The organism is Cytobacillus sp. FSL R7-0696 (assembly GCF_038006865.1).
Lineage (GTDB): Bacteria > Bacillota > Bacilli > Bacillales > Cytobacillaceae > Cytobacillus > Cytobacillus kochii.
This window is the reverse complement of sequence record NZ_JBBOWA010000001.1, coordinates 2065975-2088290: the sequence shown is the minus strand read 5'-3', so window position 1 is coordinate 2088290 and position 22316 is coordinate 2065975. Positions and strand designations below refer to the sequence as shown.

The 22316-nt window shown below is 39.7% G+C and carries 24 protein-coding genes; all 24 read right to left on the bottom strand.

Translation table 11 applies throughout. The annotated features are described in order from the left end of the window. Positions 1 to 15 precede the first annotated feature (15 nt). Positions 16 to 1023: an NADH-quinone oxidoreductase subunit NuoH gene (gene nuoH / locus MKX29_RS10800; protein WP_341105452.1), complete on the bottom strand. Its 1008-nt coding sequence runs from the start codon at positions 1021 to 1023 to the stop codon at positions 16 to 18. After that, complete coding sequence (locus tag MKX29_RS10795; RefSeq protein WP_341105450.1) at positions 1023 to 2123, bottom strand: NADH-quinone oxidoreductase subunit D; 1101 nt, start codon at positions 2121 to 2123, stop codon at positions 1023 to 1025. The genes nuoH and MKX29_RS10795 overlap by 1 nt, the downstream gene beginning before the upstream one ends. Before the next feature lie 6 nt (positions 2124 to 2129). After that, positions 2130 to 3302: an NADH-quinone oxidoreductase subunit C gene (locus tag MKX29_RS10790; RefSeq protein ID WP_341105447.1), complete on the bottom strand. Its 1173-nt coding sequence runs from the start codon at positions 3300 to 3302 to the stop codon at positions 2130 to 2132. Position 3303: 1 nt separating this feature from the next. Then, positions 3304 to 3816, bottom strand: a complete 513-nt coding sequence (locus MKX29_RS10785) for a NuoB/complex I 20 kDa subunit family protein (protein WP_157733862.1) — start codon at positions 3814 to 3816, stop codon at positions 3304 to 3306. After that, complete coding sequence (locus tag MKX29_RS10780; RefSeq protein WP_341105445.1) at positions 3807 to 4181, bottom strand: NADH-quinone oxidoreductase subunit A; 375 nt, start codon at positions 4179 to 4181, stop codon at positions 3807 to 3809. The genes MKX29_RS10785 and MKX29_RS10780 overlap by 10 nt, the downstream gene beginning before the upstream one ends. A gap of 442 nt (positions 4182 to 4623) precedes the next feature. Then, positions 4624 to 5031 carry a F0F1 ATP synthase subunit epsilon gene (locus MKX29_RS10775; RefSeq protein WP_224936753.1) on the bottom strand — a complete coding sequence of 136 codons (408 nt, stop codon included), beginning with the start codon at positions 5029 to 5031 and terminating at the stop codon, positions 4624 to 4626. A gap of 22 nt (positions 5032 to 5053) precedes the next feature. Further along, positions 5054 to 6475, bottom strand: coding sequence for a F0F1 ATP synthase subunit beta (gene atpD / locus MKX29_RS10770; protein WP_224936754.1), 1422 nt, complete (start codon positions 6473 to 6475; stop codon positions 5054 to 5056). A 32-nt stretch (positions 6476 to 6507) separates the two neighbouring features. Then, the gene (locus MKX29_RS10765; protein ID WP_224936755.1) at positions 6508 to 7368 is read right to left on the bottom strand and encodes a F0F1 ATP synthase subunit gamma; all 861 of its coding nucleotides are present in this window, start codon (positions 7366 to 7368) and stop codon (positions 6508 to 6510) included. Positions 7369 to 7513: 145 nt separating this feature from the next. Continuing rightward, the gene (gene atpA / locus MKX29_RS10760; RefSeq protein WP_095371592.1) at positions 7514 to 9022 is read right to left on the bottom strand and encodes a F0F1 ATP synthase subunit alpha; all 1509 of its coding nucleotides are present in this window, start codon (positions 9020 to 9022) and stop codon (positions 7514 to 7516) included. Between the two features lie 24 nt (positions 9023 to 9046). Next, on the bottom strand, positions 9047 to 9583 hold the full coding sequence (locus tag MKX29_RS10755) for a F0F1 ATP synthase subunit delta (protein ID WP_224936756.1): 537 nt from the start codon (positions 9581 to 9583) through the stop codon (positions 9047 to 9049). Continuing rightward, complete coding sequence (locus MKX29_RS10750) at positions 9580 to 10098, bottom strand: F0F1 ATP synthase subunit B (RefSeq protein WP_224936757.1); 519 nt, start codon at positions 10096 to 10098, stop codon at positions 9580 to 9582. The genes MKX29_RS10755 and MKX29_RS10750 overlap by 4 nt, the downstream gene beginning before the upstream one ends. A gap of 131 nt (positions 10099 to 10229) precedes the next feature. Continuing rightward, positions 10230 to 10442: a F0F1 ATP synthase subunit C gene (gene atpE / locus MKX29_RS10745; protein WP_095371589.1), complete on the bottom strand. Its 213-nt coding sequence runs from the start codon at positions 10440 to 10442 to the stop codon at positions 10230 to 10232. A gap of 79 nt (positions 10443 to 10521) precedes the next feature. After that, positions 10522 to 11232, bottom strand: coding sequence for a F0F1 ATP synthase subunit A (gene atpB, locus MKX29_RS10740; RefSeq protein WP_281203301.1), 711 nt, complete (start codon positions 11230 to 11232; stop codon positions 10522 to 10524). Positions 11233 to 11239: 7 nt separating this feature from the next. Then, complete coding sequence (locus tag MKX29_RS10735) at positions 11240 to 11629, bottom strand: ATP synthase subunit I (protein WP_095371587.1); 390 nt, start codon at positions 11627 to 11629, stop codon at positions 11240 to 11242. Positions 11630 to 11635: 6 nt separating this feature from the next. Continuing rightward, positions 11636 to 11857, bottom strand: coding sequence for an AtpZ/AtpI family protein (locus MKX29_RS10730; protein ID WP_095371586.1), 222 nt, complete (start codon positions 11855 to 11857; stop codon positions 11636 to 11638). Between the two features lie 313 nt (positions 11858 to 12170). After that, positions 12171 to 14417, bottom strand: a complete 2247-nt coding sequence (locus MKX29_RS10725; RefSeq protein WP_281203300.1) for a S8 family serine peptidase — start codon at positions 14415 to 14417, stop codon at positions 12171 to 12173. Between the two features lie 295 nt (positions 14418 to 14712). After that, positions 14713 to 15867 carry a non-hydrolyzing UDP-N-acetylglucosamine 2-epimerase gene (gene wecB, locus MKX29_RS10720; RefSeq protein WP_224936760.1) on the bottom strand — a complete coding sequence of 385 codons (1155 nt, stop codon included), beginning with the start codon at positions 15865 to 15867 and terminating at the stop codon, positions 14713 to 14715. A gap of 145 nt (positions 15868 to 16012) precedes the next feature. After that, positions 16013 to 16642: a uracil phosphoribosyltransferase gene (gene upp, locus MKX29_RS10715; protein ID WP_095371583.1), complete on the bottom strand. Its 630-nt coding sequence runs from the start codon at positions 16640 to 16642 to the stop codon at positions 16013 to 16015. A 210-nt stretch (positions 16643 to 16852) separates the two neighbouring features. After that, positions 16853 to 18094: a serine hydroxymethyltransferase gene (gene glyA / locus MKX29_RS10710; RefSeq protein WP_341105442.1), complete on the bottom strand. Its 1242-nt coding sequence runs from the start codon at positions 18092 to 18094 to the stop codon at positions 16853 to 16855. A 279-nt stretch (positions 18095 to 18373) separates the two neighbouring features. Beyond that, entirely contained in the window at positions 18374 to 18910 is a 537-nt protein-coding gene (locus tag MKX29_RS10705) for a TIGR01440 family protein (RefSeq protein ID WP_281203298.1), read from the bottom strand. A 108-nt stretch (positions 18911 to 19018) separates the two neighbouring features. Beyond that, on the bottom strand, positions 19019 to 19465 hold the full coding sequence (rpiB, locus tag MKX29_RS10700) for a ribose 5-phosphate isomerase B (protein WP_281203297.1): 447 nt from the start codon (positions 19463 to 19465) through the stop codon (positions 19019 to 19021). Positions 19466 to 19565: 100 nt separating this feature from the next. Beyond that, entirely contained in the window at positions 19566 to 20855 is a 1290-nt protein-coding gene (locus MKX29_RS10695; RefSeq protein WP_281203296.1) for a methyl-accepting chemotaxis protein, read from the bottom strand. 23 nt (positions 20856 to 20878) lie between these two features. Then, a complete protein-coding gene (locus tag MKX29_RS10690) occupies positions 20879 to 21340 on the bottom strand; it encodes a low molecular weight protein arginine phosphatase (protein WP_224936764.1) in 462 nt (153 codons plus the stop codon). A gap of 163 nt (positions 21341 to 21503) precedes the next feature. Continuing rightward, positions 21504 to 22055: a manganese efflux pump MntP gene (locus MKX29_RS10685; protein WP_281203295.1), complete on the bottom strand. Its 552-nt coding sequence runs from the start codon at positions 22053 to 22055 to the stop codon at positions 21504 to 21506. Between the last annotated feature and the right edge of the window lie 261 nt (positions 22056 to 22316).

The following is a 22316-nucleotide window of genomic DNA, read 5'->3' as shown; positions in this document are numbered from 1 at the left end:
ACCTTTGTCACCCCTTTAAAATAGATTGATCCATTCTTTTAATAATGCAGTGAGGAAGATATTCACAATTGCTACTGGCAATAATACCTTCCAGCCGAACTCCATTAGTTGGTCGGCACGTATCCTTGGGAAAGTAACACGGAACCAAATAAGCAGAAAGATAACAACCATAAATTTAAGCGCAAACCAAACGGCTCCCGGTATAAACCCTAAATAGGGTAATGGTAGCCAACCACCTAAAAAGACGACAGTTATTAACGCTGACATTGCGAACATATACACATACTCAGCTAACATAAAGAACGCCCAACGAAAACCGGTATACTCAACAAAATAACCTGCAACAAGTTCCGACTCCGCTTCAGCCAAATCAAACGGCACCCGATTCAATTCAGCTACTGCTGCAATAAAGAAGACGATAAAGGCAATCGGTTGCCAAAGAATATACCAGCCATTTTCTTGTGCTAACACAATATCATTTAAATTCATACTTCCTGTCAGGAGAATGACACCAATGACCGACATAACTAGTGGAATTTCATATGATATCATCTGTGCGGCTGCCCTCATTGCCCCCATTAATGCATATTTATTATTCGAAGCCCACCCTGCGGTCACAACTCCGACAGTCGTAATACCAGAGACAGCAATATAATAAAGCAAACCAACACCGATATCAGCGAATTGAAATCGATCAGTGAATGGAATGATTGCTAAAACCATAAAAGCAGGTGTAAAAGCAATTAACGGCGCAAGAATAAATAATGGTTTATCTGCTGCCCGCGGAATGGCATCTTCCTTAATCAGTAGTTTCAAGACATCCGCAACTGTTTGTAATAGCCCCCATCTTCCTCCTACTTGGTTAGGCCCATGTCGCAATTGCATAAAGCCCATAACCTTTCTTTCTGCTAAAATGGCATAAGTGACAAAGCCTAAAACAATAAATAACAGCAGAACCGTTAATGCAAAATAAATGAAGAAATGGAGCCATGTCGCTTCAGAGGTTAATAATCCCTCAATCATTATCCGTCCACCTCCCCAAGCACGATATCAATTGCGCCAAGGATCGCGATTAAATTAGCCATATTCTGACCAACTAGTAACTTCGGTAAGATCTGTAGATTATAAAAAGACGGCCGCCTAAATTTCAGACGATATGGCTCTTTCTTACCTTCACTGGCAATATAACAACCGATCTCTCCTCGAGGAGACTCAATGCGTACAAATGCTTCTCCTTTAGGCGGTTTAATGACTTTAGGAACCTTACCCATGACTTCACCTGTTTCAGGGAATTGCTCCACTGCTTGCTCGAGTATCCGTAAACTTTGTTCTATTTCCTGGATACGCACTTGGTACCTTCCCCATGCATCACCTGTATCTGCTGTACATATATCAAAAGAAAAACGGTCGTAAATGGAATAAGGTTCACTTTTCCGTAAATCCCAAGCAAGCCCAGTACAACGTAAATTGGCTCCGCTTAAGGAATAGTCCATTGCCTCTTCTTTTGTGTATTGACCGATACCCTTTACACGATTAAGGAAAATTTCATTCCCGGTTACGAGATCTCCGTAACCCGCTAACTGCTCTCTCATGTAAGGAATAAACGCCTTCACTTTTTCTATCCAACCGTCTGGTGCATCCCACTTCACTCCGCCTACTCTCATATAATTAAATGTCAGACGGCCACCTGAGATTTCATTTAATAAATTAATGATCATTTCTCTTTCTCTAAAAGCGTATAAAAATGGACTTGTCGCCCCTAAATCAAGCAAATATGTACCCCACCAAACAAGATGACTAGCAATTCTACCGAGTTCCATCGTGATGATGCGAAGGTATTCCGCTCGTTCAGGAATGTCTAGCTCCATCATCGTTTCAACTGCATGGCAAAGCACATAATTATTTGTCATCGCTGCCAAGTAATCTAAGCGATCTGTATAGGGAATGATTTGTGTATATTGCAGGTTTTCAGCTATTTTTTCTGTTCCTCTATGGAGATAACCGATGACTGGTTTGGCATCAATAATCATTTCTCCATCTATTTTGATAACAAGACGAAAAACGCCATGTGTACTGGGATGCTGTGGTCCCACATTTAATAACATCTCTTCTGTTCTAATCATTGCCTTTTACACCTCCACATCATAAGGTTCATAATCCTTGCGGAGAGGATGACCAACCCAATCTTCCCCAAGCATAATGCGATGTAGGTCAGGGTGGTTGGTAAATTGAATACCAAGGAGGTCATATGCTTCACACTCTGGCCAGTTCGCACCTGGCCATATAGATGCAATAGAATCAACCCTTGGATTTTCACGATCCATTTTCACTTTCAAAGCGACAGACTGATTATTTTTAAAGGAGTATAAATGAACATAAATCTCCATATATGTTTCAAAATCAGTTCCATGTAGTTCTGATAAAAATTCAAAATGAAGACCGCTATGTTGTTTGAATAACAAGGCAAGGGAATAGTAATGTTCTAGCTTAACAACAATAGTTGGCACATGCTTGCTCATACGATTAATATAGGAATCTTCTAAAATATCATCTTTGTAGTGTTCTTTTACAATGTTGAGGTAACGATCTAAGATTGGTTGTTGAGGTGATGGTGTGATAGGTTCTGGCTCTTCTGTTTCTTTTGCTTGAGTTGTTTTCCCTCTTGCCTTTGCTGCTGCAGCTGCCTTTGCTTTAGCGGCTGCGATCGCTTTAGCCTTCTCTGAATCGCCACTTTCATTCGCGTTCTTTGCCTTTCGTTTCGCTGCAGCGGCTGCTTTTTCTTTGGCAATAGCGATTGCCTTTTGTTTTTCTAAGTCTTGGTTTGATGTTGAATCTGTTCCTTCTGTCTCTTTTGCTTTTTTCTTTGCTAATGCGGCTGCTTTTGCCTTAGCGGCGGCCGCTGCTTTTTGCTTTTCTAGGTCTTGATTGGGTGTAGGCTCTGTTTCTGTTCCTTCTGCTTCTTTTGCTTTTTTCTTTGCTATTGCGGCTGCTTTTGCCTTGGCGGCGGCCGCTGCTTTTTGTTTTTCTAGATCTTGATTGGAGGTTGGCTCTGTTTCTGTTCCCTCTGCTTCTTTTGCTTTTTTCTTTGCTATTGCGGCTGCTTTTGCCTTGGCGGCGGCCGCTGCCTTTTGTTTTTCTAGATCTTGATTGGATGTAACATCATCTTTTGTTTGGTTCACTTCCGATACTGAGTCATGCGATTCTTCTTTTTTCTTTTCCCTCTCTTCCCGTTTTCTTTGTGCAGCTGCTCTTGCTTTTTCCGCTGCTTCCTTTTTTAAACGCTCTTTATCTTTTTCATCCAAGTCAGATCACCCGCTTTCCTGTTTTCGCCTCATAACGGATTTTTGCCTTTAACTTATTGACACCGTAAATGAGTGCTGCAGGATTAGGTGGACAACCAGGTATGTACACATCAACTGGGACCACTTGGTCTACCCCTTTTACAACAGAATAAGAATAAACATATGGACCACCTGCAGTCGCACAAGAGCCCATGGCAATCACCCACTTCGGTTCAGGCATTTGATCGTAAAGCCGCCTAATGACTGGAGCCATTTTTTTCGTGACGGTACCAGATACAATCATGACATCAGATTGTCGTGGAGAAGTGCGGAAAAAAGAGCCAAAACGATCGAGATCATAGTGAGAAGAACCCACACCCATCATTTCAATGGCACAACAGGCGAGCCCAAACGTCATCGGCCATAATGAATTACTTCTAGCCCATCCTTTTAGCTGCTCTAATGTAGACATGAATATATTACGCTGAATTTCAGCCATTTCTTTTTCACTCATTTGGTCTAATTTTAAATCCATTTCAGCACCTTCTTTTTCCAAGCATATATTAAACCTATCACTAACATAAACACGAAAATCAGCATCTCTATTAAAGCAAATATGCCTAATTTTTCATATGCTACGGCCCATGGATATAAAAACACAGTCTCCACATCAAAAATGACGAAAAGAAGAGCAAACATGTAATAACGAACCGTGAATTGTACCCATGAGTCTTGAAAGGGATCAATTCCACTTTCATAAGTAGTATACTTATTCTCATTTGGTTGATATGGTCGCAATAATTTCCCGAAAAATAGAGCAACTAATGGTAATAGCACACCGATAATTATAAAAGAAAGGACTATCAAATAATTATTTTGATACAGATGCCATAATTCCAATATCATCCCCCCTGCAATAATAAAACTATTCATAATTTTTAAAATGTAATCGGATACATTATAACATTCCTGCCATATTCTGTCGATAATCCAAAGATCAATTCCACCTGTCCTTACTCATTTATATGACAAGTTGTTTAGGATATATCTTTTTTACTCAATCTTATTTGAAAAAATGATTGATTGTTGCTTTTGTTATCTTGAAATGAGAATGTGAATGATGGATAGAGTTGGGAGGAAATCGTTCGAATATAGCTTTGTGTCAAGGATGAACGAAGGAAACAGGGTTGGGAACTGATTTTAGACTCTTTTAAGAAATCCTCAAACCAAAGGGATTTCATCATATGAAGGGATTTAATATTTAGTCGCACTAATTCGTACATAAAAAAACACGAGCCAAATCCTGCTTCAGCAGCAGCATTTTGGCTCGTGTTCGTGATGATTATATATTTCTCTCCGAAACATTGATACGATTCATCGCACGTTTTAGTGCAAGTTCTGCACGTTTGAAGTCGACGTTTTCACGCTTTGTTTCATTCAAACGTTGTTCTGCACGATCTTTTGCACGTTTGGCACGATCAAGATCGATATCAGTCGCTTGTTCCGCAGATTGCGCTAAAATCGTTACTTGGTCCGGACGTACTTCGAGGAAACCACCGCTAACAGCAACCAAATCAGATTGATTTTCTTTCTTTAGACGGACAGCTCCAATTTGTAACGGTGCAACCATAGGGACGTGACCTGCTAAAATACCTAGCTCTCCACTTTCAGCTTTGGTACTTACCATTTCCACATCGGATTCATACACCGGGCCATCGGGAGTAACAACACTGACTTTAATCGTCTTCATTTTTTACCCTCCTGGTCCTAAATTATACCTCTACGCCCATTTTTTTAGCAGCTTCAATTACTTCTTCAATACGACCAACTAGACGGAAAGCATCTTCTGGTAGGTGGTCATATTTACCTTCAAGGATTTCTTTAAATCCTTTAACAGTTTCTTTTACAGGAACATAAGAACCTGGTTGGCCTGTAAATTGCTCTGCTACGTGGAAGTTTTGAGATAAGAAGAATTGGATACGACGCGCACGTTCAACGATAAGCTTATCTTCGTCTCCAAGCTCATCCATACCTAGGATCGCGATAATATCTTGAAGCTCTCTGTAACGTTGTAATGTTTGTTGTACAGTACGAGCTACTTCATAATGCTCTTCACCAACTGTTTCAGGTGAAAGTGCACGTGATGTAGATGCTAATGGATCCACGGCAGGGTAAATACCCATTTCAGATAATTTACGCTCTAAGTTTGTTGTCGCATCTAAGTGAGCGAAAGTTGTTGCTGGAGCCGGGTCAGTATAGTCATCGGCAGGTACATAAATCGCTTGGATTGATGTAACAGATCCAACATTCGTTGAAGTGATACGTTCTTGTAATTTACCCATTTCAGTAGCAAGTGTTGGTTGGTAACCAACGGCAGATGGCATACGACCAAGTAGGGCAGATACCTCAGAACCTGCTTGCGTGAAACGGAAGATGTTATCCATGAAGAAAAGAACGTCTTGTCCTTGCTCATCACGGAAATATTCAGCCATTGTTAAACCAGTTAGGGCCACACGCATACGTGCTCCAGGCGGCTCATTCATTTGTCCGAATACCATTGCTGTTTTCTTAATAACGCCTGAGTCAGTCATTTCATAGTAAAGGTCATTACCTTCACGTGTACGCTCACCAACACCAGCGAATACAGAAATACCACCGTGCTCTTGAGCGATGTTATTGATTAACTCTTGAATTAAAACGGTTTTACCAACACCGGCACCACCGAATAGACCGATTTTACCACCTTTGATGTAAGGAGCAAGTAAGTCTACTACTTTAATTCCTGTTTCAAGAATTTCTACTTCTGTAGAAAGTTTTTCGAATGTAGGTGCTTCTCTATGAATAGAGTCACGACGAGCATCACCCGTAATGGCTGGATCCAGGTCAATTGTATCACCTAGTACGTTAAATACACGGCCAAGAGTGATATCACCTACTGGTACAGAGATGGCTGCACCTGTATCTAATACTTCAGTTCCACGTTGTAAACCATCTGTTGAAGACATAGCAATTGTACGTACAGTGTCATCACCTAAATGAAGGGCAACTTCAAGGGTTAAGTTGATTCCAACTTCAGATTCGTTACGCGAAGTGTTATCAATTTGCAATGCGTTATAGATTGCTGGTAATTGACCGTTTTCGAACTTTACGTCAACAACCGGACCCATAACTTGAAGAACGCGTCCTTTGTTCATCTTTTTCCCTCCTAATAAGAAATGCTATTTAATTATTCTAGAGCAGCTGCTCCACCGACAATTTCAGTAATCTCTTGAGTAATTGCAGCCTGACGCGCACGGTTATAGCTTAAGTCTAATGCATTGATTAGATCTTTCGCATTATCCGTAGCATTCTTCATCGCTGTCATACGCGCGGCATGCTCACTAGCTTTACTATCTAATAATGCACCATAGATTAAGCTTTCAGCATACTGAGGTAGCAATACTTTCAAAATTTCTTCAGCGGAAGGCTCAAATTCATACGAAGTTAACTGGTCTGATCCACTAGAAATGTCTGTTAGTGGTAAGATTTTTTTCGATGTTACTTCTTGAGTAATTGCGCTGACATAGTGATTGTAATAAATGTATAGCTCATCATATGTTTCATCAGAGAACATACCAACCGTTTTAGTTGTTAAGTCTTTGATTTCAGCAAATGATGGCTGGTCTGCTACGCCGACGATATCGACGATTACATTCATCCCTTTTCCTTTAAAGAAATCAACAGCCATTCTACCAATCGCTATTATCGCAAACTCATCATTAGACTTATGTCTTTGTTGAATTGTTTGGTTAACGGCTTTTAGAACTCTACTGTTAAATGCCCCAGCTAGTCCACGGTCAGATGTAATGACGACATAACCCGTTTTCTTAACCGGACGGCTCACTAACATTGGATGTGATGCATCTGCACTACCAAGTGCAATAGAAGCTGTTACCTCTTGGATTTTTTCCATATAAGGTACAAATGCTTTTGCATTCATTTCCGCACGAGTCATCTTTGAAGCTGATACCATCTGCATAGCTTTAGTAATTTGACTTGTTTTCTTCGTAGAATTGATTCGGTTCTTTATATCACGTAATGATGCCACAGGTTCTCACCACCCTTATACTTAAGTGTGTTTGATTGGTTAGCGCGTAGGCTGTCCAACCCTTATATATCATTAGATCCTGTAAAAACAATGCATGAAAAGGCAGGAAGGGACAACAATCCCATCCTGTCTAACTCTGCAATGATTATTCAGAAACCACAAACGTTTTCTTGAATTCGTTAATTGCAGCTGCCATATCTTCATCAGCCGGAAGACCTTGAGTTGTAGCGATATGGTCAAGCAATTCTTTATGATTTTGATCTAACCAAGTAAGATATTCTTCTTCAAAACGACGGATATCTTCAACTGGAATATCATCAAGGAAACCACGAGTTAACGCATAAAGAATCGCAACTTGCTTTTCTACTTTAAGTGGTTTATTAAGGTCTTGTTTAAGAACCTCAACTGTACGAGCACCACGGTTTAACTTCGCTTGTGTTGCTGCATCTAAATCTGAACCAAATTGAGAGAATGATTCAAGTTCACGGAATGAAGCAAGGTCTAGACGTAATGTACCAGCTACTTTTTTCATTGCCTTGATTTGTGCAGAACCACCAACACGTGATACAGAAAGACCTGCGTTAATCGCTGGACGAACACCAGAGAAGAATAGGTCAGACTGAAGGAAGATTTGTCCGTCAGTGATAGAAATAACGTTTGTTGGAATATAGGCAGAAACGTCACCTGCTTGTGTTTCAATGAAAGGTAGCGCAGTGATTGAACCGGCACCTTTTGCGTCACTTAGTTTAGCTGCACGCTCTAAAAGACGGCTGTGCAAGTAGAATACATCCCCTGGATATGCTTCACGACCTGGAGGACGACGTAATAATAATGAAAGTTCACGGTAAGCAGATGCTTGTTTTGTTAAGTCATCATAAACAACTAGTACATGTTTACCGTTATACATGAACTCTTCACCCATTGCTACCCCAGCGTATGGTGCTAAGTAAAGTAATGGAGCTGGTTGAGATGCAGATGCAGTTACAACAATCGTGTAATCTAGTGCACCTGTTTTACGTAATGTTTCAACAGCATTACGTACAGTTGATTCTTTTTGACCAATTGCAACATAGATACAAATCATATCTTGGTCAGCTTGGTTTAAAATGGTGTCGATTGCAACAGATGTTTTACCTGTTTGACGGTCACCGATGATTAACTCACGTTGACCACGACCGATTGGCACTAATGCGTCAATCGCTTTAATACCTGTTTGTAATGGCTCATGTACAGATTTACGATCCATAACACCTGGAGCCGGTCCTTCAATCGGACGAGTTTTTGTTGTATTGATTGGTCCCATTCCATCAACAGGGTGTCCAAGAGGGTTTACAACACGGCCAATAAGTTCTTCACCTACTGGTACCTCCATGATGCGTCCTGTGCGGCGTACTTCATCGCCTTCTTTGATCTCTGTGAATGGTCCTAAAATAACAATACCGACGTTACTTTCTTCAAGGTTTTGCGCCATACCCATAACGCCATTCGAAAATTCAACAAGTTCGCCAGCCATGGCGTTATCTAAACCATGAACACGCGCGATACCATCACCTACTGAGATAACTGTACCGACATCACTCACTTGAATTTCCGACTGATAACCTTCAATTTGCTTTTTTATCAGCGCACTGATTTCTTCAGCTTTGATGCTCATGAGTTTCACCCCTATCTACGAATCTTAGCCTAACAATTGTCGCTCAAGTCTATCTAGCTTGCCACGTAAGCTGCCATCGAAAATCTTGTTTCCTATGCGAAGCTTGACACCGCCCAATAAATTTGAATCAACGATATTTTCTATACGAAGGGATTGCTTGCCCACTTTAGCTGCAAATGTTGCAGATAAAGCGCTTCTCTCTTCATCAGTTAAAGGACGAACAGAGTAAACTTTCGCTTCAGCAATTCCTTTTTGCTCATCAGATAGGTCTAAGAAATGCTCGACCATACCGGTGATTTCATCTTCACGATGACGCTCCACCATGATGAGTAAAGTGTTTATCACATATGTGTTAACAGATGCAAAAGCTTCTTTTACGATCTCTTTCTTTTTTTGAATAGAGAGCTTAGGAGTCTTTAGCACTGCTTTAAATTCAGAGTCATGATTCACTACGTCTTTCACTGCACGAAGCTCATCTTCCATTTGGTCAAGAAGCTGATGTTCATTCGCAAGCTGGAATAGAGCTAACGCGTAACGTTTTGCCACTATTGAGCTCGTCATTGCTTCTCGCCTGCCTCTTGAATATATTCGTTAATTAGTTTTTCTTGATCGGCTGCACTTAATTCCTTCTCAATGACTTTCGAAGCAACTAGGACAGATAATGAAGCAACTTGTTCACGAATAGCTGATACAGCTTGTTCTTTTTGCTGCTCGATTTCAAGTTTTGCAGAATTTTTCAAACGATCGCCTTCAGCACGTGCCGCAACAATTATCTCTTCGCGTTGCGCTTCACCTTGCTTTTTCGCGCTTTCAATTAACGTTTGCGCTTCTGTACGCGCTTCTTTTAATAGAAGTTTTTGCTCTTCTAGTAATTTCTTCGCCTCTACACGACTTGCTTCTGCTGCTTCAATTTCACCAGCGATATGTTCTTCACGTTGGTTCATGATTCCCATAAGTGGGCCCCATGCAAACTTTTTAATTAAAGCTAACAAAATGATGAACATAATCAATTGGAATACGATGTCGCCACCATTAAAGCCGCCAGATGCACCTAATACATAACTATCTAATAACACCCTCGATTCACTCCCTTCAAGAGACGTTCACTTAAGGTCAAACTATTTTAAAGTCATTCGATTGATTTTCACATAAAGGAAAGGCGAAGGTCCACTTGTGATGATCTTCGCCATTTTACAAATACAAAAAATTAGCCACCGATAACCATGAATGCGATAACTACGCCGATGATCGGAATCGCCTCAACTAACGCTACCCCGATGAACATAGTAGTTTGAAGCATACCACGAGCTTCTGGTTGACGTGCCATACCTTCAACTGTTTTTGAAACGATTAATCCGTTACCAATACCTGCACCAAGTGCTGCTAAACCGATTGCGATTGCTGCTGCTATAAGACCCATTATTTGTTTCCTCCTTAAAATTTTGGAATATAATTATTTTTAACAAACATGTTTTGTTCATGTAATGAACAGGTATATATTAATGGTCGTGACTCACTTTGTGAGACATATAAACCATTGTTAACATACAGAAAATAAATGCTTGGATAGCACCGATAAATACGGAGAATCCCATCCATAATAATGTTGGTAATACTGCTACAGCATGTCCTAAGAACCCTGTTGCAAGTGATCCTGCAAGTAATGTCAGTAGGATTTCCCCTGCATAAATATTACCGTAAAGACGCAAACCAAGTGTTAATGTGTTGGCAAACTCTTCAATGATTTTCAATGGGAACATAAACCACATTGGCTTGAAGAAATCTTTCCCATATTCTTTCAGACCCTTCACTCTCACACCATAATAATGTGAAAGACCTACCACCATCGCTGCTAGTGTAAGCGTTACGACCGGATCAGCTGTTGGTGATTTCCACCATAGCTCGTGGTTATAGGTGACTGCAAATGGAAGTCCTAGCATGTTCGATACAAATACGTACATGATGAGTGTAATTCCAAGCACGTGGAATCTACCACCATCTTTCCATGCCATGTTGCTGTTGATGATGTTCTTAACGAAGTCCATCACCCATTCAAAAAAGTTTTGCATGCCTGTCGGCTTCATTGCTAAACGACGAGTTGAAATGACAGCAATTAAGAAAACTATCGCACTTGCTACTGTTATCATCAGAATATTAGATAAGTTGAAGTTTAACCCCATAAATTCTCTCAATGGAGCTCCATGATCCATAAATTATTCACCTCTCTTCCCGCTTTTTACGTAAATGAAAAGATTGAAGAAAAAAATCTATCATAATGACTAAATAGGACGTCATTAATCCCAACACTACACTTATAAGGTGAAAATACGCTGGATACTCCAGTGCGATGATAACTGCCAAAGCGGCAGATGCCATTCGCGACATTGTTCCTAGTGAACGCACCTTTTGCTCTTTCTCTACTGCTTCTCGGAACTGAATCATCTTCCTTACAATTAACCAAAGATTAAAGAAGCTGAGAACGGTTCCCAAAATCAGGCCAAGAAAGATAGATTGATAAGACGTAAAGCCCCAGCCGAGTACAAAGAACGACAACAAGAAAAGCATGTATTTACGTTGTCTACTGAATCTTTCTTGTATTTCCGGCATATTTGTTTATTCTCCTGAAAAAAATTGTTGGATTAAACGAAGCATGGCATAAATGCCCACGGTCAAACCTAGTAATAAACCGATTATTAGAAACAGTGGTTCGGTCTCTAGTAACCGATCGAACCATCTTCCAGCAAAAACACCTAGAAGGATGGCGCCTACTAATTGGGAAAGAATGGCGGACATGAGTGCCATCGCTTTAAAAGGGCGACGGTCATTATGACGCATTAAAACGCATCCTCTCAGTCGAGAATGGTAAGAGGTTTTCTGAGGAAAGCAGTATGTTAAATCGTCAATTTCATATGATATAAAACTATAAAATCTGCTCATGAAAACCTTATCAATAATACCCTTTGTAAGCATACAATAGGGGCATGTCAATGTCAATGCGTTTAATGGGAATTTCGCCAGTTCTCTTTTGGGCAAAATATGGATGTTCACACTTTTTTCATAAAATCTTCACTAGATTTTTCTTGCAAATTCAGAAAATTTATGCGTTATTTTTGCCAATTGTTTTTCAATTATAATAATTTTATACTGCTTAATTCCCTATCATTTCTAATTCACCATTAGCCCCAATGAATAAACGGGTCTCTATCCAATCTTCTTGTCCAGATTTGCGAGCAAATACTTTTGCAATATACAAACCAGGTTGTGGTAAATCGCTTATGACTAAATCCTCTTCTACCTGGCCTTTCTTTACATCTTTCTTCCAATCGAGCATGCCTATAAAAGTTAATGAAGTTGAATCGAATAAAGCAATCCCAAACTCTTCAGCTCCACCTGGTAAATATACTTCATAGCGATACGTTTTCTTACTATCACCTTTACCAAAACTAAAGCCCATGACACGGGGATAATCCGGTTCTTCCAATACGTATAAATAAGGAAGCTGAATCGTTTGCTTATTACTATTCAATCGAATCGTACCGTCTGCCAGTTTTTCAGTGAGTTCTTTCGGATTAACGATCATATGTAAACGAATGGTTTTCTTCTCCTTAGGCTCAAGCATAAATGATAATGGTAGACGCCATTCAATCCCCTTTTGTTTTTTCGGGATTTCAAAAGCATAGGACTGCTTTTCATCGGTTGTATTTTCTACCGTAATTTTTGCTACATGGTCATGATGTTGTTCTGATAACTTAAACTTACCAAACTGTATGGACGATGGATAGATCAATGTGGATGTCATTAATGCTTCCTTCAATTGAATCCGGCCCGCACCTTGTTCAAAAGTCCGGTAAGGTGTACCATCTTCATTCACCATAGATAAGGCTGTATTCATGAGTGCTGCTTTTACTTGTTCAGGTCGCCAATCAGGATGAGCCTGTATTAACAAAGCAGCTGCCCCCGCCACATGAGGCGCTGCCATACTTGTTCCTTGTAATGGTGTGTACCCACCAGGTACCGTACTATTAATGGCTACTCCTGGTGCAACCACATCGGGCTTTATTTCCCAAGTAGAAGTCACAGGACCCCTTGAGCTAAATTCAGCTAAGATGTCTTTTTCTTCCTTTATCACTGTTTGTCCATATAATCTTTTAGCTTGTGAAAGCTCTTGATTAATCTCTTCCCCATCTGCCTTCGTTAAGGACACAACCGGGATATCTATCAGCTCTTCTAAATTGCCCATGAAGGAGCCCGGTGTATTATTGTAAATGAGCAAAGCAATTGCTCCTGCTTCTTTGGCATTCTTACTTTTTTCCGTGAAAGTTAATTCCCCTCTCTCAACAATAACTACTTTTCCATTAGCCCCTTTTAATTGCTCCTCTTTACCAATGCCACCGTTATATAACTCAAATGATTTGTTTAAATCCCATGGAATCGTTCCTTGCATTGGGTACAACTTCATTTCTTTTTTACCAATATGTAAATAAGGTACTTTTAATGTAGGGGTAGAAGCTCCTACAGAAATAGCTTTGGCAGCCGTACCCGGTGAGCCAACACTCCATATGCCAGGCCCTGAATTACCCGATGATGTAACAGCAACAATTCCACTATCGACTGCCTTATTTAAAGCAAGACTAATAGGGAGATCAGGTCCGTTCACATTATTTCCCAATGAAAGATTAATGACATCTACTTTATCTTTCATTGCTTGTTCTATTGCTTGTAACACTTGCTCTGTCGTCCCGCTTCCTCCTGGGCCTAAAGCACGATAGGCAATAATCTCTGCTTTTGGTGCCACACCTTTTACTTTTCCGTTGGCTGCAATGATACCTGCCACATGGGTGCCGTGCAATGTATCCAACCGTCCCATATTCACTGTTTCCATCGGATCGTCATCTTGGTCCACGAGGTCTTTCCCACCACCATAACTAATGCGTAAATCTGGGTGACGATAATCAATTCCCGTATCAATGACGCCAACCTTAACACCTTCTCCAGTGAGGCGGTGATTATCATCATCAAAATATCCTCTAATGGCTTCTCCACCAATCAGCTGAATATTGTCATTCTCTGCTTGCACAGTATAATTTTGTACGGTCGTAAGGTGATGAATTGGTTGATTCCCTTCTATTTGTGCTAACTTATCATTTGTTGCTTCAACTGAAAATCCTTTGAGGGCATAGTTAAATATGTATCTTATTGCGACACCTTGTGCTTTAAGCTTCTCCTTTTCTACTTGTAAGTCAGCGTCATCACTATAAACGATGATAGCTACTTGTTCTTCTGTTTGAATTTCATCCAAGGAAGGCACTATTAGTTGAGATGAAGATGCGCTCATACCTAACGTACAAGGAAAAAGAAAAAGAATAATAACGAGAATAAATAGATTTTTCTTCATTACGACGCCTCCTTTTTTATGTTAGCGTCTTCGATTTCTTGCCTCCCTATACTACGGAATTTAATGGGAAGCGCAAATAAAAAAGGTGAATACCTTTTTTAAACTTAGGCAATCACCTTTTTTATTATAGGGTGTTTAAAACCAATGTGGAATGGAGCAGAAATCCTCGAGTTACCGTGCAGGCAAAATCCGAGGATGCTTATATGATCTTCGCGAAAAAGCGAGTGTCTAGTGCACAATGAAAAGAATCAAGTGTCATAAGTAGTTAAAAGCTACATCCGTTACAAAAATAGCGTTATGATATTAAGGGCTTAAATGGAGCTGGCCTCTTTAAACCTTCACGAAAATAATACCTAATGGCCTCTGCGATTCTTTCAGAAGCGTGACCATCCCCGTATGGATTAGAAGCTTTCGACATCGCATCGTACGCCTGTTTACTAGTTAATAGTTCATGAGCGTTTGCATAGATAACTTCCTCATCTGTACCAACGAGTTTCAATGTACCTGCTTGAATACCTTCAGGGCGTTCTGTTGTATCACGCAACACTAACACAGGCACTCCTAGCGATGGTGCTTCTTCTTGTACACCACCTGAATCAGTTAAAATTAAATGGGCACGCGAGGAAAAATTATGAAAGTCGATCATTCCTAGTGGTTCAATCAAATGAATCCGAGGATGCCCTTGTAAAATTTCATTCGCGACTTCTCTTACAGCAGGGTTTAGGTGAACAGGGTATACTAATTGTACATCTTCATGCGTTTCGACAATTTTTTTGATCGCTTTAAACATATGTCTCATCGGCTCGCCAAGATTTTCCCTGCGATGGGCTGTCATCAAGATTAAGCGATCGTCACCAATTTTCTCTAAAATCTCATGCTGATATTCCGGTCGAACTGTTGTTTTTAACGCATCAATCGCCGTATTACCCGTAATGAATATTTGCTCTGCAGATTTATTTTCCCGCAATAGATTATCGGCCGATTTCTCTGTTGGCGAGAAATGAAGATCACTGATTACACCTGTCAGCTGACGATTCATTTCTTCTGGGTAAGGAGAAAATTTGTTCCAAGTGCGTAAGCCTGCCTCCACGTGACCGACAGTAATCCCGTTATAAAAAGCTGCTAAACTGGCCGCAAATGATGTTGTTGTATCCCCATGAACAAGAACAATGTCTGGTTCAACCTCTTTCATTACTTCATCTAAACCAGACAATACACGGTTTGTCACTTCTACTAACGTTTGTCTTGCTTTCATAATATTTAAATCAAAATCCGGTTCTATTTGAAAAATCCTAAGCACCTGATCAAGCATTTCTCGATGTTGAGCAGTCACTGTAACGATAGAATGAAAGTCTTGTGGGTGCTTGTTGAGCTCAAGAATAAGCGGTGCCATCTTTATCGCTTCAGGTCTTGTTCCAAATATACTCATTACCTTAATCGGTCTTTGCATAAAACACTCGTCCACCTTTCTAAATGAAGTGCTGGTTGCACTCACCTTCCGACAAACAGCTGTCGAACAGATCTTTATCAGATCCACTTCTTGTAAAAAAGCCCGTCCAAGGACGGGCTCATTTTCTATAATTAACTTTATTTTATTATTTCGTACCGAATAAACGATCTCCCGCATCCCCAAGACCAGGAACGATGTAGCCTTTTTCGTTTAACATTTCATCTAATGCAGCGATATATATATCCACATCTGGATGGGCTTCTTTTAATGCTTCTACCCCTTCAGGTGCAGCAATTAAACACATGAATTTAATGCTTTTTCCACCGCGTTTTTTCAATGAATTGATTGCTTCAATTGCAGATCCGCCTGTTGCAAGCATTGGATCAACAACAATGAAATCACGCTCTTCAATATCACCAGGGAATTTTGCATAGTACTCAACTGGCTTTAAAGTCTCTGGATCACGATATAGGCCAACATGTCCTACTTTAGCTGCAGGGATTAATTTCAAAATACCGTCTACCATCCCAATACCCGCACGTAAAATTGGTACAATTCCCATTTTCTTTCCAGAAAGCACTTTTGAATTTGTTTTTTGAACCGGTGTATCTATTTCAATTTCTTCTAAAGGCATATCTCTCGTGATTTCGAAAGCCATCAAAGTTGATACTTCATCAACGAGTTCACGGAATTCTTTCGTACCTGTATTTTTTTCACGAATGTATGTAAGCTTATGTTGGATTAATGGATGATCGAAAACATATACTTTTGCCATAAATATCTCTCCTTTTACTGATTGTACAAATCACACTTCGTACTATTTTACAGAAAAAATGTTTGTGGGGCAACTACGATTCTTGACATAGAAACATTTATTGCCATTGGAAGAAAAGAAAATGTTGAAGATGCTTTTAGAACATTCGTTATAGATGGCATAACTTAACAAAAATCCAGCCCGCAAGAGAAGGCTGGATAAACTAGATGATTATCTTTCTGGATATAAAATAAATTTGCTTGTTAATGCTTCGACTCGTTGTGAAGCTTCAGCTAACTTTTCTTCGTCTTCCGCATTTTTCAACGTGAACGCGATAATAGAAGCAATCTCTTCCATATCGTTCTTTGCAAATCCACGAGAAGTAACTGCAGCTGTACCAATACGTATCCCACTTGTCACAAATGGGCTTTCTGGATCAAATGGAATTGTATTTTTATTAACAGTAATACCTACTTCATCAAGTACTTTTTCTGCTACTTTACCTGTTAAACCTAATGAACGAACATCTACAAGTAAAAGATGGTTATCTGTTCCACCAGATACTAAGTCGATGCCTTCTTTTTTAAGTGACTCTGCTAAATGCTTAGCATTTGTGATAATGCTTTCCGCATATTCTTTAAAGCTATCTTCTAATGCCTCTCCGAAAGCTACAGCTTTAGCGGCAATGACATGCATTAATGGACCACCTTGAATACCTGGGAAAATCGATTTGTCGATTTTTTTCGCAAATTCTTCTTTGCAAAGAATCATACCACCACGTGGACCTCTTAATGTTTTATGAGTTGTTGTTGTTACGAAATCAGCGAATGGTACTGGATTAGGGTGAAGACCAGCTGCCACTAAGCCCGCAATATGAGCCATATCGACCATTAAATAAGCGCCAACCTCATCTGCAATTTCACGGAAATGCTTGAAGTCAATTACACGAGGATACGCACTTGCACCTGCTACAATTAGCTTCGGTTTATGCTCTTTCGCTTTTGCTAATACATCATCGTAATTGATGGTATGAGATGTTTCGTCTACACCATATTCAACGAAATTATATTGGACACCACTAAAGTTTACAGGACTCCCGTGCGTTAAGTGGCCACCGTGGGATAGATTCATACCAAGGACAGTATCACCTTGTTCTAAAATCGTGAAGTACACTGCCATGTTCGCTTGCGCACCTGAATGAGGCTGAACATTCGCATGCTCAGCTCCAAAGATTTGCTTCGCACGATCTCTAGCTAAATCTTCCACTACATCTACATGCTCACAGCCACCATAGTAACGACGACCAGGATACCCTTCAGCATATTTATTCGTGAGAACAGATCCTTGTGCCTCCATTACCGCCTCTGACACAAAGTTCTCTGAAGCGATTAATTCAATCTTACTTCTTTGACGTCCTAATTCATCTTGAATTGATTTGAAAACTTGCTCGTCCTGCTGCGCTAAATGCTTCATACAATAATCCTCCCTTATCTCTACCACACTATCAAAAATGAATAGCTATTATGAAAATTCTCCTTTATTCTATCATGTTTTTTCGGGAGGATACAGGCAAGCTTACTGTTTATTGAGAGAAAAAAATTATCCATACTAACGGAAAACGGTTACATGTAAATGATTATGAAATAGAGGGTAAAGTTGGTATTTTTGAATAAAAGGTGTGCAGAAATAATGAGTAACATACGACATTTATCTACTTATCGCTAGCGGCACATGATCAGACAATGACTATTTCTATTGGTAGACCGCTCTTTCTCCTCCAATCAACTTCGGCCTAGTCGTTGCTAATGTGACGTGTGCACCACCTACTTCTTTTAATGAAAGACGTATAGGTACAACCACATGCTTCAAGTGCATGCCAATGAAGGTATCACCGATATCTATCCCTGCATCAGCTTTTATATGCTCGACTACAACAGGGTCATCCAAATGTTGAAACGCATAAGTCGCCATCGCACCACCCGCTTTTCGGATTGGCACAACACTCACCTCTTCTAAGTTATACTTCTTAGCGGATGCCCGTTCGAGAACAATGGCGCGATTTAAATGCTCACAGCATTGAAAAGCGATTTGAACATTTGTTTGTTTTTGTAAGTTCATTAGTTCTGAAAAGATGAATTCAGCCACTCCCTCTGAACCAGCCGTGCCGATATGATTACTCATCACTTCACTCGTACTACAGCCAATAACAATTAATTTGTCTTCGTTTAGTGAGACTTTTTGTGTAAACTCTGTTAAAATATCCCGCCATTGTTGTTTTAACTCTTCCATCGTCAGATGCTCCCTCTCTTCTCAGATTTATTCATAACCTTAGCTAATAGATAAAAAAGATGCATATGTCTTCCTTCCTTTCATGAAGTCAACATATGCAACAAAGTTTTATAAATTTTCTTTTTCGTATTGATCTATCTTCCCAATACGGTTCTGATGACGACCGCCTTCATAATCCGTGCCAAGCCATACTTGGGCAATCTCTCTTGCAAGCCCTGGGCCAATGACTCTTTCTCCCATCGCTAACACATTACTATCATTATGCTGTCTGGTTGCTTTCGCACTGAAAGTATCATGAACAAGCGCACAGCGAATACCTTTCACTTTATTGGCTGCTATAGACATCCCAATCCCTGTCCCACAAACGAGAATACCTTTATCAAATTCACCGCTCGCTACTTTTTCAGCAACCGGCAAAGCATAATCAGGGTAATCTACAGAAGTACTACACTCACAACCAAAATCTTCATATTCAATATTGAGTTCTTCTAATAATGATTTTATTTCCGCACGAATGTTTAATCCACCGTGATCTGATGCAATTGCAACTTTCATTTTTTTATGCCTCCAATCAAACTTGATTGTATGATTATCACTTTATTTTGACACAAAATTTAAAAATTATAAAGATGCAATTACTTTTCAGTTGGGTAGGCTACACTTTAAATTTATTCATATCTGTTTTTAACTGGTTTGCTTGCTCTTGTAATTCTTTTACTAGTATGTCGACTGTATCAATCACAGATGTTTGAGCCTCAGTTGAAGCAGCAACTTGTTGTGCACCAGCAGACGTTTCCTCCGCAATCGCTGCTACTTGCTGCGATTGGGCTGAAGTTTCCTGCATGGCATGCATTTGTTTATCTACTAGATCTTTAATCATGGTCACTGCAGCATTCATTTGATCTACAGTTTGCGTCATCTCTTCAATGACGGCATGTGTCTCGGTCCCTTTTTGTGCTTCTTGATTGGCAGACTCCACTTGATTAGAAATTTGACTGACCACATTACGCACTTCTTCTTGAATGTTTTTAATTAATTCCGATATTCCTTGCACAGCTTTCGCACTTTCATCAGCCAACTTGCGCACTTCTTCGGCTACTACAGCAAAGCCCTTCCCATGCTCTCCTGCTCTCGCCGCTTCAATAGAAGCATTTAATGCTAATAAGTTTGTTTGCGTAGCAATATCGCCAACAAGTTGGATAATTTGTTCTACTTTGACTGCATTTTCTTCTAAAATTTTTACAGTCTCTAACGATTTCTGATTACCTACTGCTAGTTTTTCTATTCCAGAAATAAGTGAATGCATGGCATGTTTGGATTTATTCAGATCACCGAAAAGCTCTTCAGATACTTGCTCAGATTGCTTTGCCTGCACCTGAACTTCTTCAGCAATTCGAATGACTTCATCAACAAGTTCGGCAACAGATTGAGTTGCGACCGCTGAGTTTTCTGCTCCTTGAGATATTTCTGAGATAGTTGTAGCAATTGCTTCAGCCTGCTCATTAGCAACCGAAGACTCCGAGGAAATTTCGTGCACTTTTTTATTTGTCATAGCAAAGTTCTCATCAATTCGTTCAATCATTTCTCTTAAACTCGTTAGCATTTGATTAAAGGCTAATCCTAAAGAACGTATTTCATCATCCGAACGCGACACCTTTGCCTTTTCTTGTAAATTACCATTCGCTGCTTTTATAGCAGAATGCTCTAAGTCTTTAAGTGGTTTTGTAATAAACCCTGCTGCAATAAACGCTAAGATCGCAGACCATATCGCTCCAAGCAAAAGGACAATAATCGTAAAAAATTCTTTACTTATCGGCATATTTCCCATTAAAGGATATACGAACTGAATACATATCGCGCTTATTGAGTATGTAATAACGGCTAATACTGAGATGAGAAGAACCAATTTTTTTCTTAAACTAAATTTCATCTTACGCGTCTCCATGATTGCCCCCTACTTCAACCTGTTCATCTTTGTTTATCTTGATTCCTATCTTTTAATATTTCTGCTATTTTTCTTATGCTTCCCTGTAGTTCATTATAGGTTTCTTTATATTGTTGCAACGTACCCCCGAATGGATCAATGATATCTTCTTGTTTACCATCATAAGCAAACTCTTTTATTAAAAAAACTTTTCCCTTAGCATTAGGAAAATGTGATAAAATCGCATGTTTATGTCCATTAGTCATCACTAATATATGTGTCGCCCATTGAATAAGCTCTTCATTCAATTGAGCTGATTGATGATTGATGCTTATGCCCTCTTCTTCTAAAACTTGCGATGTATAAGCAGATGCAGGTCCACCTTGACTTGCAAAAATCCCCGCAGATTTCACCTTCACATCAGGAATGTCTATATGACGTAATATCGCTTCAGCCATGGGGCTTCGACAAGTGTTACCTGTACAAATAAATAAAACGTGAGCCATAAAGCTCGCCTCCTTCTCTTACATTATAATCCAAAACTCCTATTTGATATAGACAAAATAAGGTGTCTATCACCGACATATTTCGACAATTTTAAGAATTTTTTGTCGAAATACATCAATAATACGCACCTTAACTGCTTTTTATTAGGAAATTTTAACCATGTTACATGAATAACATTTTGACGCCAAAAGCAAAAAGAATCGCCCCTCCAAGTGTCTCACTATATTTACCGAACCACCCTTGCATTCTTCTTCCTATCATTAATCCTGCCCAAGTAAGAACCATCGCAATTACACCAAATAATGTAAGAACAAGAGCCGTTTTTGCCCCCAATACACCTAATGTAAGCCCGACTGAAAAGCTGTCTAAACTTACACTTAAAGCAAAAATTAATAAGCCAAAACCTACAGGGGTTAACAGACTTTCTTTTTCAGCCTTTAAGCTTGACCAGAACATTTGCAGGCCCAAAAGCATCAACAAACCGGCACCAATATAGGTAGCAATCTCACTAAAATAAACCGATAAAAACTTCCCTGCCATCATTCCTAACAATGGCATGATGACATGAAATACTCCAATCGTAAAGCCTATATATAATATTTGCCGATACCTTAATTTGTACATCCCCATACCTAATCCAACTGAAAATGCATCCATTCCTAAGGCAAACGCCATTAAACTTAAAGTTAAGACTTCACCTACTAACAACGTCATCTCTTTAGCCTCCTCGGGACTTGCTCTTTTGAAGATATGCATGTCCAAGGAGAATTAGAATTGTTTTTTTAGGCGAAAACAAAACAGCTTCGATAGAATCAAATATGATGGTTAAAAACTCAGCGCCTCTCTATAGGCTGGGAGATGTAGTTACGCGGCAGGATCATGCAAAATGCATATATACGGGGACTTTTTGTATGGTTGTTTTGCCAGAGGATTCACAATTAAGGTAGATTTTTTCTGTTTTCATAGTGATCTTCA

Coding starts and splice junctions, on each gene's coding strand:
- atpA (WP_095371592.1), bottom strand. CDS start 9,022: ATGAGCATCAAAGCTGAAGAAATCAGTGCGCTGATAAAAAAGCAAATT.
- MKX29_RS10755 (WP_224936756.1), bottom strand. CDS start 9,583: ATGACGAGCTCAATAGTGGCAAAACGTTACGCGTTAGCTCTATTCCAG.
- MKX29_RS10725 (WP_281203300.1), bottom strand. CDS start 14,417: ATGAAGAAAAATCTATTTATTCTCGTTATTATTCTTTTTCTTTTTCCT.
- MKX29_RS10690 (WP_224936764.1), bottom strand. CDS start 21,340: ATGGCTCACGTTTTATTTATTTGTACAGGTAACACTTGTCGAAGCCCC.
- wecB (WP_224936760.1), bottom strand. CDS start 15,867: ATGCAAAGACCGATTAAGGTAATGAGTATATTTGGAACAAGACCTGAA.
- atpD (WP_224936754.1), bottom strand. CDS start 6,475: ATGAACAAAGGACGCGTTCTTCAAGTTATGGGTCCGGTTGTTGACGTA.
- nuoH (WP_341105452.1), bottom strand. CDS start 1,023: ATGATTGAGGGATTATTAACCTCTGAAGCGACATGGCTCCATTTCTTC.
- upp (WP_095371583.1), bottom strand. CDS start 16,642: ATGGCAAAAGTATATGTTTTCGATCATCCATTAATCCAACATAAGCTT.
- MKX29_RS10775 (WP_224936753.1), bottom strand. CDS start 5,031: ATGAAGACGATTAAAGTCAGTGTTGTTACTCCCGATGGCCCGGTGTAT.
- MKX29_RS10785 (WP_157733862.1), bottom strand. CDS start 3,816: ATGGATTTAAAATTAGACCAAATGAGTGAAAAAGAAATGGCTGAAATT.
- MKX29_RS10695 (WP_281203296.1), bottom strand. CDS start 20,855: ATGGAGACGCGTAAGATGAAATTTAGTTTAAGAAAAAAATTGGTTCTT.
- MKX29_RS10685 (WP_281203295.1), bottom strand. CDS start 22,055: ATGACGTTGTTAGTAGGTGAAGTCTTAACTTTAAGTTTAATGGCGTTT.
- MKX29_RS10735 (WP_095371587.1), bottom strand. CDS start 11,629: ATGCCGGAAATACAAGAAAGATTCAGTAGACAACGTAAATACATGCTT.
- atpE (WP_095371589.1), bottom strand. CDS start 10,442: ATGGGTCTTATAGCAGCAGCAATCGCAATCGGTTTAGCAGCACTTGGT.
- MKX29_RS10730 (WP_095371586.1), bottom strand. CDS start 11,857: ATGCGTCATAATGACCGTCGCCCTTTTAAAGCGATGGCACTCATGTCC.
- MKX29_RS10795 (WP_341105450.1), bottom strand. CDS start 2,123: ATGATTAGAACAGAAGAGATGTTATTAAATGTGGGACCACAGCATCCC.
- MKX29_RS10705 (WP_281203298.1), bottom strand. CDS start 18,910: ATGGAAGAGTTAAAACAACAATGGCGGGATATTTTAACAGAGTTTACA.
- glyA (WP_341105442.1), bottom strand. CDS start 18,094: ATGAAGCATTTAGCGCAGCAGGACGAGCAAGTTTTCAAATCAATTCAA.
- rpiB (WP_281203297.1), bottom strand. CDS start 19,465: ATGAAAGTTGCAATTGCATCAGATCACGGTGGATTAAACATTCGTGCG.
- atpB (WP_281203301.1), bottom strand. CDS start 11,232: ATGGATCATGGAGCTCCATTGAGAGAATTTATGGGGTTAAACTTCAAC.